The following is a 14,009-nucleotide window of genomic DNA, read 5'->3' on the forward strand; positions in this document are numbered from 1 at the left end:
TAGTTTTGCACTTCCTTCGGGGGGCCCCCCCCCCCAGGGATGGGACGGGTAAGGGCGGCGGGGGCGAAAACCTCACCCCGTATCCGCCCGCAACGCCCGCCCCACCCCCACCTCCACCGGCCCCAGAAACCGCGGATCAGGCTCGAACACCGCATCCAACGCAGCCTTACCCGCCGCGAAAATCTCCCGCGCCCCGCCGTAGTACCACGTCACATCATGCCGAGCCTCAACCCCGACCCCGTACGACTCCACCCCCGCCGCCTCGCACAACGCCACCGCCCGACGAATATGAAACCCCTGACTGATCAGCACGGCCCGGTCCACCCCGAAGATCTTCTTCGCGCGGACACACGAGTCCCACGTGTCGAACCCGGCGTAGTCGCTCACGATCCGCCCGTCCGGCACCCCGTGCCGCGTCAGATACCCCCGCATCGCATCCGGCTCGTCGTAGTCCTCCCGGCTGTTGTCCCCGGTGACGAGCACCACCTTCACCCGCCCCGCCCGATACAGCTCCGCCGCCGCGTCCAACCGGTGCGCGAGATACGGAGACGGCTCCCCGTCCCACAGCCCGGCCCCGAAGACGACGGCGACGTCGGTACGCGGCGCGTCCGAGACACTGCGCAGCCGGTCACCCGTGGCGACGAACATCCACGTGGCCGGCAGCAACGCCAGCACGCACCCGAGCATCACGGCCTGCACAAGCCTCCGCTGCCCGGTACGGGTACGCGGCAGACGGGGTCTGCGGAGTCTCACGGGGGTCCCTCCAGGTCGGCCTTCGACAGTCAGGGACGTGACGCGAGGCCCCACGGTTCACGACAACGCACGTGATCGGCCTCACTCGCTCGACCGAATGCGCAGGTCAAGCCACCTCACAGTGACCCCCCGCCCCACCGTGAACCTGCGGAAAAGCGCCGATATCTTCGTGCAACGGGGTGGCAACCTCCCACCGCGACCATCGGTCCATGACGCCGTCGAACCCACCGCGCGACGAGTCCACCGCAAGCCTCAGCCCGACCCCCGCTCCGACCCCCGCCCCCACCGCTGGCCAGACTGCCCGCCCCAGCCTCACCGCCGCCCCGAGCCACACCCCCAGCCCGACCCCCGACCCCACCGGTGGCCACACCGCCAGTCCCACCCCCACCCCCGAAGCCCACCCGCTCCCGGGGACCCACCTCGACAGTACGGCGCACCTCATGAACCGGATCAGCAGTCAGCTCGCCGGCCAGCTCAGCCTCGTGTCCCTCGACGGCAGGCGGCGACCCGAGCCGCCCGCGCTCGTCGTCGTGGCCCACGGCAGCCGCGACCCCCGCGCCCTGAGCACCGTACGCACGCTCCTCGACCAGGTCCGCGCCCTGCGCCCCGGCCTGCCGGTCCACCTCGGTCACATCGAGCTGAACGAGCCCCTTCTCCCCGACACGCTCGCCGCCCTCGGCGACCGCGAGGCGATCCTCGTCCCGCTCCTCCTCAGCCGCGGCTACCACGTCAAGCGCGACATCCCCGAGATGGCAGCCGAATCGCCGGTACGCGCACGCGTGGCGCCCGCCCTCGGCCCGCACCCCTTCCTGCTGGAGGCCCTGTACGCCCGCCTGGTCGAGGCGGGCTGGCCTACGCGGACGGACGACGAGACGCGACGGCAGAGCGCGGTCGTACTGGCGGCGGCGGGCTCCCGGGACCCGGAGTCCAAGGTCGACACGGCCCGCACGGCCCAGCTCCTCGCCGACCGCCTGGGCGTCCCGGTGATCCCCGCCTACGCGACGACAGCGACCCCGACGGTCCCGGACGCCATCGAGACCCTGACGGCAAGCGGCCGTACAAGGGTGGCCATCGCCTCCTACTTCACGGCCCCGGGCCGCTTCGCGACAGAGTGCGCGGAGAAGGCCCCATGGATCGCGTCGGCCCCCCTGGGCACCCACCCCGCGATGGCAAACCTGCTCCTCCACCGCTACGACCAGACACTGGCAACCCCGCTGAGGGGCGACCCCCTAAGGGGCGCGGGGAACTGCGCGACCAGCCACCCACAACCCGCACTCGCCGTATAACAGCACCCGGCAGACGAATAACAGCACCCGCCAGACGAAACGGCGCACCCCAGCGGAGCGCACCCCCACTTGTCAGTACCTGCCCGTACTGTCGAGACATGTCGTACGACCTGTCGTCCACCGAACGCTGGGCCCCGGAACCGGACAAGCGCCCCGGCCGAACCGCCTTCCAACGCGACCGCGCCCGAATCCTCCACTCCGCTGCCCTACGCCGCCTCGCAGGCAAGACCCAGGTCGTCACCCCGGGCACCCGCAGCCACAGCTGGGACGCCAGCCCCCGCACCCGCCTCACCCACTCCCTGGAATGCGCCCAGGTCGGCCGCGAGCTGGGCGCGGCCCTCGGCTGCGACCCCGACCTCGTCGAAGCCGCCTGCCTCGCGCACGACCTGGGTCACCCCCCCTTCGGCCACAACGGCGAACAGGCACTGAACGAGTTCGCGGAGGACTGCGGCGGCTTCGAGGGCAACGCCCAGTCCCTGAGACTCCTCACTCGCATCGAGCCCAAGCGGTTCACCCCGGAAGGCTCGGTCGGCCTCAACCTCACCCGAGCCGTCCTCGACGCCGCCACCAAGTACCCCTGGCCCCGCGGCGCCCACCCCACCGACCCCGGGTCCCCCAAGTTCGGTGTCTACGACGACGACCGCCCCGTCTTCGACTGGCTCCGCAAGGACGCCCCCGGCACCCGTACCACCTTCGAGGCCCAGGTCATGGACTGGGCCGACGACGTGGCGTACTCGGTGCACGACGTCGAGGACGGTCTGCACGCCGGCCACCTCGACCCGGCCGCCCTGCACGCGGAACCCGAACGCCAGGCGGTCTTCGCGGTCGCCCTCGGGCGGTACGTCCCGCAGGACACCGACCCGGCGGAACTGGCGGAAGCCCTCGACCGGCTCCAGGACCAGCTGTGGTGGCCGCACGGCTACGACGGCTCGGCCGTCGCCCAGGCCCGTCTGAAGGACGCCACCAGCCAGCTCATCGGCCGCTTCTGCCTCGCCGCCGAGGGCGCCACGCGCGCGGCGTACGGCAGTGGCCTGCTCACCCGGTACACCGCCGAACTCGTCGTACCGCGCGAGACCAGGCTGGAGTGCGCGGTCCTCAAGGCGGTCGCCGACCGGTACGTCATGCAGCGTGCCGAGCAGGAAGTGCTCCGCGCGGACCAGCGGATCGTCGTCGCGGAGCTGGCCGAGGTGCTCACCGACCGCGCCCCGGACGGCCTGGAACCCCAGTTCCGGGCCCTCTTCGACGAGGCCCCCGACGACCGCGCCCGCAAGCGCGTGATCGTCGACCAGATCGCCTCGCTCACGGACGCCGCCGCCCGCTCGCTCCACGAACGCCTGACCGGCTGACACGGCACGTGGGAGCGCGCGCTCCCACGTGCCGTACCGCCTGCTGCCTACCGCATTACTCCGCCACGACCTCGTCGTGGCCGGGGTGCAGACCGCCGCCGCTGCCGTCGCCGCCCGTGGTGGGCGTGGACACGACCGGCGTGCTCAGCGAGCTGAGGTCATGGGCGTACGTGCCCACCGCGTTGGCGATGACCCCGATGTTGATGCCGAACGCCTTCAGGCTGATGTTGTCCAGGTCGTCGCACGCCGCGTGGTAGCACGCGTCGTACGCGACGCCCGCGGTGCCGCCGAACAGCGCGGCCTGGGCCTCGGTCTTGATGCCCTCGGCGCCGGTGAAGGTGCCGCCGGAGGGGATGCCGACCGCGATGAACGGCCCGTAGTCGGAGCGGCCGGAGAAGTCGGTGCCCTGATGCGGCCTGCCCTTGGAGTCGAGGAACGCGTTGATGTCGCGCTCCAGCTGGGCCGACCCCTCCGGGCCGGGGCCCGCGCCCTCGGCGTCCGAGTCGTCACCGTCGTACACGAACTGGGCGTAGTTCGGGGAGGCGATCATGTCGAAGTTCAGATAGAGCTTGATCTGCGCCCGCTGCTCCTCGGTGAGCCGCTCGACGTACGACTCGGAGCCGACCAGGCCCAGTTCCTCGGCGGACCAGAAGGCGAACTTCACCTTGTTGGGCGGCTGCTTGCCGTACCTGCCCTCTTTTTGTGTTGCAGCGTCGGCGAGTTCCTCGGCGACCTCCAGGATGCCGGCCGAGCCGGAGCCGTTGTCGTTGATGCCGGGGCCCTCGGTGACCGAGTCGAGGTGGGCGCCCAGGAACACCGTGTTGTCCGCGTCGCCGCCACGGGTCTCCGCGACGACGTTGTTCGTCGTACGGGTCTCGATCAGCTGACGGACCTCGAAGCTGACCGTGACCTCGCCCGCCGCGACATCGGCGGCGAGGGCCTCGCCCTCGGCCTGGCCGAGGCCGGCGGTCGGGATCCGGCCGCTCGCCGCGTCGCCGAGGGTGCCGGAGAGGACGCCCGCGGTGTTGTTGTAGATGATCGCGCCGACGGCGCCCGCCTCGGAGGCGACGATCTGCTTCTGCGCGAAGGTGCAGCCGCCCCGCTTGATCAGGGCGATCTTGCCGGTGAAGGCTCCGGCCGCGTAGTCACCGGCCTCACAGCCGGGAGTGGCGTCCACCGTGGCGGCGGCGAGCGCGGCCGTGATGCCGCCCACGGGCGTCGACTTGGTGTACGTCATCGCTGTGATGCCGAGATCGCGCGGTGCCGGTGAGACCACGGCCGCCTTCTCGGCGAGGGTCTCGATGTAGTCGAAGTCGAAGCTGTCGTACGAGACCTTGTAGCCGGCCTTCTTCAGCACCCTGTAGACGTACTGGGCGGACTTGTCGTGGCCCGGTGTGCCGGCCGCGCGGTTGCCGCCGTTGGCGTCGGAGATGGCCTGTAGTGCCTTGAGGTGCTTGTACGCGTCCTTCGCGGACGACTCCTTGACCAGAGTCTTCGCGAGCTTCCTGGCGTCGCCGGCCGGGTTGCCGTGACCGCCGTGGGCGCCGGCTGTTCCGGCGGAGGCGATCAGCAGCGGCGTCGCGAGTGCGGTGGCGGCGATGACCGCCACGGCTCTGTGCGAGTAGGACGATGCCTTCGGTAATACGTTCACAGAGGTCCTTCCCCAGGGATGTGCGAACGAGGTGGGAGGGACGCTAGCGAGCTACGCGGGTCACGAGAAGGGGTTTTCTGCAACTCGTGTTCGGTTTCGCCGGTTTGGCTTACATGTCCCGTGTGCGCGGGACCTCCCGCCCGGCACGCGTGGCATGCCCGAATGTGACCCTCCGTGGGTCTGATCGGCCCACTCCCTCTTCCCCCATCACGCTCCGTGCGGGAGGCTCGCTTATGGCGGCACCCTTACGAGGAGGCATCAAGTGGTCGACGCGGATCAGACATTCGTCATCATCGGAGGCGGACTGGCCGGCGCGAAAGCGGCCGAGACGCTCCGGACGGAGGGCTTCACGGGCCGCGTGATACTGATCTGCGACGAACGCGACCACCCGTACGAGCGGCCCCCGCTCTCCAAGGGCTACCTCCTCGGCAAGGAGGAGCGCGACAGCGTCTTCGTCCACGAACCCGCCTGGTACGCGCGCAACGACATCGAACTCCACCTCGGCCAGACCGTCGACGCCATCGACCGTACGGCGAAGACCGTCCGCTTCGGCGACGACGGCACCCTCGTCCACTACGACAAACTGCTCATCGCCACCGGCGCCGAGCCGCGCCGCCTGGACATCCCGGGGACGGGCCTGGCCGGCGTCCACCACCTGCGCCGCCTCGCGCACGCCGAGCGCCTCAAGGGCGTCCTGGCCGCCCTGGGCCGCGACAACGGCCACATCGTGATCGCCGGCGCCGGCTGGATCGGCCTGGAGGTCGCGGCGGCGGCACGGGAGTACGGCGCCGAGGTGACCGTCGTGGAACCGGAGTCGACGCCGCTGCACTCGGTGCTCGGCCCCGAGCTGGGCAACCTCTTCGCCGAGCTGCACCGCGAGCACGGCGTCCGCTTCCACTTCGGCGCCCGGCTGACGGAGATCGTCGGCCAGGACGGCATGGTCCTCGCGGCCCGTACGGACGACGGCGAGGAGCACCCGGCCCACGACGTCCTGGCGGCCATCGGCGCCGCCCCGCGCACGGCGCTCGCGGAGGCGGCGGGCCTGACCCTCGCCGAGCGCGCGCACGGCGGCGGCATCGCGGTCGACGAACGCCTGCGCACCTCCGACCCCGACATCTACGCGGCCGGTGACGTGGCCGCCTTCCACCACGCCCTGTTCGACACCAGGCTGCGCGTCGAACACTGGGCCAACGCCCTCAACGGCGGCCCGGCGGCGGCCCGCGCGATGCTGGGCCGCGACTCGACGTACGACCGCGTGCCGTATTTCTTCTCCGACCAGTACGACATGGGCCTGGAGTACTCGGGCTGGGCGCCCCCGGGCTCGTACGACCAGGTGGTGATCCGGGGAGACGCGGGCAAGCGCGAGTTCATCGCCTTCTGGGTGAAGGAGGGCAGGGTGCTGGCCGGGATGAACGTCAACGTGTGGGACGTCACAGAGACCGTCCAGCAGCTCATCCGCTCCCGGTCCCAGGTGGACACGGAGGCCCTGGGGGACCCGCACGTACCGCTGGACAGCCTCGTCCCGTAGCCGCCACGACTGCCCTGCGGCAGTCAGACGTCCCGACAGGAATGTCGGTCGGGACCCGTAGAATCACCGCGTGGCCGGAAGGATCAACGACGAGGACGTGAAGGCGGTTCGGGACGCGGTCCCGATCGACGCCGTGGTGTCCGAGTACCTCCAGCTGCGCAACGCGGGCGGCGGCAACCTCAAGGGCCTGTGCCCCTTCCACGACGAGAAGTCACCGTCCTTCCAGGTCAGCCCGAGCAAGGGGCTCTTCCACTGCTTCGGCTGCCAGGAAGGCGGCGACACCATCACGTTCGTGATGAAGGTCGACCACCTCTCCTTCTCCGAGTCGGTCGAGCGCCTGGCCGCCCAGGCCGGCATCACGCTGCGCTACGAGGAGGGCGGCTACAACCCCGCCAACCAGCGCGGCGAACGCATCCGTCTGGTCGAGGCCCACAAGATCGCGGCCCAGTGGTACGTGGAACAGCTGGCGACGACCTCCGAGGCGGACGCGGGCCGCAAGTTCCTCGCGGAACGGGGCTTCGACCAGTCGGCGGCGGAACACTTCTCCGTCGGCTACAGCCCCCAGGGCTGGGACCACCTCACCCGCTACCTCCGCGGCAAGGGCTTCTCCGACAAGGAACTCCTCCTCTCGGGCCTCGCCCAGGAAGGCCGCCGGGGCCCCATCGACCGCTTCCGGGGCCGTCTGATGTGGCCCATCCGCGACATCGGCGGAGAGGTCGTCGGCTTCGGCGCACGGAAGCTGTACGAGTCGGACAACGGCCCCAAGTACCTCAACACCCCCGACACGGCGATCTACCGCAAGTCCCAGGTCCTGTACGGCATCGACCTCGCCAAGAAGGACATCGCGAAGGCGAGCCGCGCGGTCGTCGTCGAGGGCTACACGGACGTCATGGCCTGCCACCTGGCCGGCGTCACGACGGCCATCGCGACCTGCGGTACGGCCTTCGGCACCGAACACATCAAGATCCTCCGCCGCCTCCTCATGGACAACGGCTCGGCCCGAGTGATCTTCACCTTCGACGGCGACGCGGCCGGCCAGAAGGCGGCCCTGCGCGCCTTCGAGGACGACCAGAAGTTCGCCGCCGAGACGTACATCGCGATCGCCCCCGACGGCATGGACCCCTGCGACCTGCGCCTCGCGAAGGGCGACCAGGCCGTCGCCGACCTCGCCGAACCCCGCACCCCCCTCTTCGAGTTCGCCCTGCGCCAGATCGCCGCCCGCTACGACCTGGAAACCCCGGCGGGCCGCGCGGCGGCACTGGACGAGGCGGCCCCGATCGTGGCCCGCATCAAGAACAGCGGCGCCCAGCACGAGGTCGCGGTCCAGCTCGCGGGCATGCTCGGCATCCTGGACACCCAGTTCGTGGTCAAGAGGGTGGCCCAGCTGGCCCGTTGGGCCAAAGACCGCGGCGGTAAGGGCCCGGCCCCCACAGGCGGGCAGCACCAGCAGCCGTACGAGCAGACAACGCGCCAGGGCGGCCCCACGGGCCCGGCCCTGAACCTCCGCAACCCGGTCTACGCCACGGAACGCGAACTCCTCAAACTGGCCCTACAGCGCCCCGAGTTGGTCTCCCCGGCCTTCGACGCCTACGGCATCGACGAGTTCACGGCCGCCCCCTACGCGGCCGTACGCCAGACGATCATGGAAGCGGGCGGCGCGGAGTACGGCGTCCAGGACCCCCAGGAGTACCTGGTCCGCGTCCGCGAGACGGCCCCCGACAACACCGTCCGCTCCATGGTGACGGAACTGGCGGTCGAGGCGATCATGCGCAGAACGGTCGACGACCTGTACGCCGGCGATGTGCTGGTCACCGTCCGACGCAGAGCGGTGGGGCGCCGTATCCAAGAGGTTCAGGGCACCCACACCCGCCTGACCGCTCACGGGGACCCGGCCCAGCTGGCCGCCGCACTGAACGAGTTGTGGGTACTCCAGCAGTACGACCTGGCACTTCAGAACCAGGGAGCGGCGGCGCTCTGAGGCCGGCGCCGGGCCGATCGTGCCAGGTGGGACCCCGGACACGTACGCGTACAAGCACCCGGGTTTGACGTCACGGTAACCACGCGGTCACGGACCGGACCCAAAAAGTGGTCGCACGCCCCTCGTGGCGGCGATGTGTCGTACTCCACACTGGGTTCCGGTGCCTGAGTCCTCGGAGCGCGGCCGACCCGTCCCCAACGGGTCCGACACCCCCGCGGTTCCGCTCAACGCGTACGGGACGGACAGCGGCGAGGCCGCCCACTCCGCCCCCCGAGTACCGCTGCCGTACGCCTCAGCAGCGATCATCCTGGAGGTCGCCCCCGTGCAGACCCAGACCCTCACCCAGACCGACAGCAGTACCGCGGTGACGGAGCCCGACGCCGAGACCGAGATCGCGGACGTCACCGACGTCGCCGAGGTCATCGCGGCCGTGCCTCCGCAGAGCCGCGCCGCTCACCACCCCGAGACGACCGATCCGGACAGCCCGCCCGAACCGGACGGTTCTCCGGCGGACGCGGTGGAGGTGGAGGAGACCGAGGAAACGATCGAGCCGGTGGAATCGATCGAGGTGGTCGAGGTAATCGAGCCGATCGCGCCGCGCCGCGCCCCCGCCCGCGCCGACACCAGCGGGCCCTCCTCCGACCTGTTCCGCCAGTACCTGCGGGAGATCGGCCGTATCCCGCTGCTCACCGCCGCCGAAGAGGTCGAACTCGCCCGTCGGGTCGAGGCCGGCCTGTTCGCCGAGGAGAAACTGCGTCTCGCCTCCGACCTGGACAGCCAGTTGGCCCTCGACCTGGACAAACTGGTCGTCATGGGCCGCATGGCCAAGCGCCGGCTGATCGAGGCCAACCTGCGCCTGGTGGTGTCGGTGGCGAAACGGTACGTGGGCCGTGGGCTGACGATGCTCGATCTCGTTCAGGAGGGAAACCTGGGCCTGATCCGCGCGGTCGAGAAGTTCGACTACGCGCGCGGCTACAAGTTCTCGACGTACGCGACCTGGTGGATCCGCCAGGCCATGTCCCGCGCCCTCGCCGACCAGGCCCGTACGATCCGTGTCCCCGTCCACGTGGTCGAACTGATCAACCGGGTCGTCCGGGTCCAGCGCCGGATGCTTCAGGAACGCGGCTACGAGCCGACCCCCGAGGAGGTCGCCGCCCAACTGGACCTTCTCCCCGAGCGGGTGAGCGAGGTACTGCGTCTCGCCCAGGAGCCGGTGTCGCTGCACGCGCCGGTGGGCGAGGAGGACGATGTGGCGCTGGGTGACCTCATCGAGGACGGCGACGCGGCGTCGCCGGTCGAGTCGGCGGCGTTCTTGCTGCTGCGGGAACACCTGGAAGCGGTGCTGTCGACGCTGGGGGAGCGGGAGCGCAAGGTCGTTCAGCTGCGGTACGGGCTGGCGGACGGGCGTCCGCGCACGTTGGAGGAGATCGGGCGGATCTTCGGCGTCACGCGGGAGCGTATCCGCCAGATCGAGTCCAAGACCCTGAACAAACTGAGGGACCACGCGTTCGCGGACCAGCTGCGGGGTTACTTGGACTGAGGTCCGGGTTTCCTCGCCCCCGCCGCCCCTACCCATTCCCATCCCCTGGGGGCTGCGCCCCCAGACCCCCACTCCGGCCCTGAACGGGCCTTGTCCTCAAACGCCGGACGGGCTGGAAATCCAGCCCCTCCGGCGTTTGAGGAGCGGGGGTTCGGGGGCGGAGCCCCCCGAGGATGGGACGGGTAGGGGCGGCGGGGGCGAAGAAACAACCCCCGAACCCCCGCCCCCCTAATCCACCTCAGCCACCGCCTCCGCAAACTGCGCCTTGTACAACCGCGCATAAGCCCCGTCCGCCCCCAACAACTCCCCGTGCGCCCCCTGTTCCACGATCGCCCCGTTCTCCATCACCAGAATCGTGTCCGCATCCCGAATCGTCGACAACCGATGCGCGATCACGAACGACGTCCGCCCATGGGCGAGTTTCGCCATCGCCTTCTGGATCAGCACCTCCGTCCGCGTGTCCACCGAACTCGTCGCCTCGTCCAGCACCAGGATCACCGGATCGGACAGGAACGCCCGCGCGATCGTGATCAGCTGCTTCTCACCCGCGCTGACCCCCGTACCCTCGTCGTCGATCACGGTGTCGTACCCGTCCGGCAACGTCCGGATGAACCGGTCCGCGTGCGCCGCCCGCGCCGCCTCCTCGATCTCCCCGCGCGTCACCTCACGCTCCCGCGCGGCCCCGTACGCGATGTTCTCCGCGATGGTCCCGCCGAACAGCCAGGTGTCCTGGAGCACCATCCCTATCCCGGCCCGGAGTTCGTCCCGGGACATGGACGCGATGTCCACGCCGTCCAGAGTGATCCGGCCGCCGGACACCTCATAGAACCGCATCAGCAAATTGACAAGAGTCGTCTTGCCGGCCCCCGTAGGACCGACGATCGCCACCGTGTGCCCCGGCTCCACCGCCAGCGACAGATCCTCGATCAGCGGCTTCTCCGGCTCGTACCGGAACGACACATGCTCCAGCGAGACAAGTCCCCGCAGCTCTTCCGGCCGTACCCCCGGCACCGGATCGGCCTGCTGCTCCTCCGCGTCCAGCAGTTCGAAGACCCGCTCGGCCGAGGCCACCCCGGACTGCACCAGGTTCGCCATCGACGCGACCTGCGTCAGCGGCATCGAGAACTGGCGCGAGTACTGGATGAACGCCTGCACGTCGCCGATCGACAGCGCGCCCGAGGCGACCCGCAGCCCGCCCACCACGGCCACCAGCACGTAGTTGAGGTTCGACACGAACATCATCAGCGGCTGCATCACCCCGCTGTTGAACTGCGCCTTGAACCCCGCCTCGTACAGCGCGTCGTTCTGCTCGGCGAACTGCTGCGCCGACTCGTCCTGGCGTCCGAACACCTTCACCAGGTTGTGCCCGGTGTACATCTCCTCGATGTGGGCGTTCAGCTTGCCGGTGGTCCGCCACTGCTGCACGAAGTGCGGCTGCGACCGCTTGCCGACGCGCGTGGCGACGTAGAACGACAGCGGTACGGTCACCAGCGCGACCAGCGCCAGCAGCCACGACACCCAGAACATCATCGCCAGCACGCCGACGATCGTCAGCAGTGAGTTGATGAGCTGCCCCATCGACTGCTGCAGCGTCTGCCCGATGTTGTCGATGTCGTTGGTCGCACGACTGAGGACTTCTCCACGCTGACGCTTGTCGAAATACGACAGAGGCAGCCGCGACAGCTTCGCTTGCAGATCCTCGCGCATCCGGTACACGGTCCGGTTGACCGCCCGGTTCACCAGCCGCGTCGCCACCAGCATCAGCAGCCCGGCGAGGACGAACACCACCAGGGCCAGCCCCAGCACCTCACCCACCGCGCCGAAGTCGATGCCCTTGCCCGGGGTGAAGTCCGTACCGGAGAGCATGTCGGCCATGCCGCCCTCGCCGCGCTCCCGCATGGCGGCGAGCACCTCGGCCTTCGAACTCCCGCTGTCGAACTGCCGTCCGATGATGCCGGAGAAGACCAGGTCGGTCGCCCGCCCCAGGATCTTCGGGCCCACCACCGACAGGCCCACGCTCACGACCACCGCGAGCAGCATCACGTACATCGTGGCCCGTTCGGGCCTGAACTGGGAGAGGAGCCGTTTGCCGGACTCCTTGAAATCCATCGAGTTATGGTCGGGGCCGGTGCCCGCCATCATGCGCCCCATGGGCCCGGCCATCAGGCGGCCTCCGCTTCCGTGAGCTGGGACAGGACGATCTCGCGGTAGGTCTCGTTGTCCGCCATCAGCTCGTGATGGCGGCCGGTGCCGACGACCCGGCCCTCGTCGAGGACGATGATCCGGTCGGCCTCCCTGATCGTGGACACCCGCTGGGCGACGATCACGACGGTCGCCTCGGCGGTCTCGCGCGCGAGCGCCGTCCGCAGGGCCGCGTCCGTGGCGTAGTCGAGCGCGGAGAAGGAGTCGTCGAAGAGGTAGATCTCGGGCCGCTGGACCAGCGTCCGGGCGATGGCGAGCCGCTGCCGCTGGCCGCCCGACACGTTCGTACCGCCCTGCGCGATCGGCGCGTCGAGCCCGCCCTCCAGCCGCTCGACGAACCCCTTGCCCTGCGCCACCTCCAGCGCCCGCCACAGCTCGTCGTCCGTGGCGTCCGGATTTCCGTACCGCAGATTGGTCGCCACGGTCCCGGCGAACAGGTACGGCTTCTGCGGCACCAGCCCCACCGTCCTCGCCAACAGTCTCGGCTCTACGGTGGCCACGTCCACGCCGTCGACGAGCACCTCCCCGTCGGTCGCGTCGAACAGACGGGGGACCAGCCCCAGCAGCGTCGACTTCCCACTCCCCGTGGACCCGATCACCGCGGTCACCTCACCGGGCCGCGCCACCAGGTCGACGGCCCGCAGCACGGGCTCCTCGGCGCCCGGATAGCGGAACCCGGCGCCCCGGATCTCCAGATGCCCGTGCCGCCGCAGCTCGACCACCGGGTCGACCGGCGGTACGACACTCGACGACGTACCGAGCACCTCCTCGATGCGCTCGGCGCACACCTCCGCGCGCGGGACCATCATGAACATGAAGGTGGCCATCATCACGGACATGACGATCTGCATCAGATAGGCGAGGAACGCGGTCAGCGCGCCGATCTCCATCGCGCCGCTGTCGATGCGATGCGCACCGAACCACACCACCGCGATGGACGAGATGTTGACGACGGTCATGACGATCGGGAACATCAGCGCGAGCAGCCGCCCGGTGCCCAGCGACACCTCGGTCAGCTCGGCGTTGGCCTTCCGGAACCGGTCCTGCTCGTACTCGTCCCGCACGAAGGCGCGGATCACCCGGTTGCCGGTGATCTGCTCGCGCAGCACCCGGTTGACGGTGTCGAGCCGTACCTGCATCGACCGGAACATCGGCCGCAGCCGCCGCACGATCAACGTCACGCAGATGCCCAGCACCGGTACGACGGCGATCAGCACGCCCGACAGCGGCACATCCAGGCCCAGCGCGAGCACGATGCCGCCCACGCACATGATCGGCGCCGACACCATCAGCGTGAACGTCATCAGCGCGAGCATCTGGACCTGCTGGACGTCATTGGTCGTACGGGTGATCAGCGAGGGCGCGCCGAACTGCCCGACCTCGCGCGCCGAGAACGACTGCACCTGGTCGAAGACGGCCGCGCGCAGGTCCCGGCCGAGCGCCGACGCCGTACGGGCGCCGTAGTACACGGCGCCGATGTTGCAGACGACCTGCACCAGCGAGATGCCGATCATCACGGCGCCGAAGGCCAGGATGTGGCCCGTGTCGCCCTTCACCACACCGTCGTCGATGATGTCCGCGTTGAGCGTGGGCAGATAGAGGGTGGCGCAGGTCTGCAGGAGCTGGAGCAGCACGAGCAGGACGATGGGTTTCCTGTACGGCCGCAGGTAAGTGCGGAGAAGTCGTATGAGCACGCTGAATCTCTCGGAGTCGGCGGTTTGTCCG

General features: G+C 69.8%; 9 protein-coding genes and 1 pseudogene. 6 read left to right on the plus strand and 4 right to left on the minus strand.

The window, feature by feature from the left end; genetic code table 11:
- Positions 1 to 72: 72 nt before the first annotated feature.
- Positions 73 to 753, minus strand: a complete 681-nt coding sequence (locus tag ACWDR4_RS39775) for a SanA/YdcF family protein (RefSeq protein WP_450415803.1) — start codon at positions 751 to 753, stop codon at positions 73 to 75.
- 440 nt (positions 754 to 1,193) lie between these two features.
- On the opposite strand from ACWDR4_RS39775, the gene ACWDR4_RS39780 reads away from it, so the two are divergent.
- Both ACWDR4_RS39780 and ACWDR4_RS39785 read left to right on the plus strand, forming a co-directional pair.
- Positions 1,194 to 2,039, plus strand: coding sequence for a sirohydrochlorin chelatase (locus ACWDR4_RS39780; protein WP_450415867.1), 846 nt, complete (start codon positions 1,194 to 1,196; stop codon positions 2,037 to 2,039).
- A gap of 98 nt (positions 2,040 to 2,137) precedes the next feature.
- Positions 2,138 to 3,385, plus strand: coding sequence for a deoxyguanosinetriphosphate triphosphohydrolase (locus ACWDR4_RS39785; protein ID WP_450415805.1), 1,248 nt, complete (start codon positions 2,138 to 2,140; stop codon positions 3,383 to 3,385).
- Between the two features lie 55 nt (positions 3,386 to 3,440).
- Here ACWDR4_RS39785 and ACWDR4_RS39790 read toward each other — a convergent pair whose 3' ends face one another.
- The gene (locus ACWDR4_RS39790; RefSeq protein WP_450415806.1) at positions 3,441 to 5,036 is read right to left on the minus strand and encodes a M28 family metallopeptidase; all 1,596 of its coding nucleotides are present in this window, start codon (positions 5,034 to 5,036) and stop codon (positions 3,441 to 3,443) included.
- Between the two features lie 262 nt (positions 5,037 to 5,298).
- On the opposite strand from ACWDR4_RS39790, the gene ACWDR4_RS39795 reads away from it, so the two are divergent.
- The 4 genes and pseudogenes from ACWDR4_RS39795 to ACWDR4_RS39810 form a co-directional block, all read left to right on the plus strand.
- On the plus strand, positions 5,299 to 6,564 hold the full coding sequence (locus tag ACWDR4_RS39795) for an NAD(P)/FAD-dependent oxidoreductase (RefSeq protein ID WP_450415807.1): 1,266 nt from the start codon (positions 5,299 to 5,301) through the stop codon (positions 6,562 to 6,564).
- A gap of 70 nt (positions 6,565 to 6,634) precedes the next feature.
- Positions 6,635 to 8,542, plus strand: coding sequence for a DNA primase (gene dnaG, locus ACWDR4_RS39800; RefSeq protein ID WP_450415809.1), 1,908 nt, complete (start codon positions 6,635 to 6,637; stop codon positions 8,540 to 8,542).
- A 160-nt stretch (positions 8,543 to 8,702) separates the two neighbouring features.
- Complete coding sequence (locus ACWDR4_RS39805; protein WP_450415810.1) at positions 8,703 to 10,082, plus strand: RNA polymerase sigma factor; 1,380 nt, start codon at positions 8,703 to 8,705, stop codon at positions 10,080 to 10,082.
- Positions 10,081 to 10,242: pseudogene (locus ACWDR4_RS39810) on the plus strand (cobyrinate a,c-diamide synthase); the annotation flags it as partial. The gene ACWDR4_RS39805 and the pseudogene ACWDR4_RS39810, both read left to right, overlap by 2 nt.
- Before the next feature lie 68 nt (positions 10,243 to 10,310).
- Here the strand turns inward: ACWDR4_RS39810 and ACWDR4_RS39815 are convergent.
- Both ACWDR4_RS39815 and ACWDR4_RS39820 read right to left on the minus strand, forming a co-directional pair.
- Positions 10,311 to 12,245, minus strand: coding sequence for an ABC transporter ATP-binding protein (locus ACWDR4_RS39815; protein ID WP_450415811.1), 1,935 nt, complete (start codon positions 12,243 to 12,245; stop codon positions 10,311 to 10,313).
- Positions 12,245 to 13,978, minus strand: a complete 1,734-nt coding sequence (locus ACWDR4_RS39820; protein ID WP_450415812.1) for an ABC transporter ATP-binding protein — start codon at positions 13,976 to 13,978, stop codon at positions 12,245 to 12,247. The genes ACWDR4_RS39815 and ACWDR4_RS39820 overlap by 1 nt, the downstream gene beginning before the upstream one ends.
- Between the last annotated feature and the right edge of the window lie 31 nt (positions 13,979 to 14,009).

This window comes from Streptomyces sp. NPDC000878, from assembly GCF_053599695.1.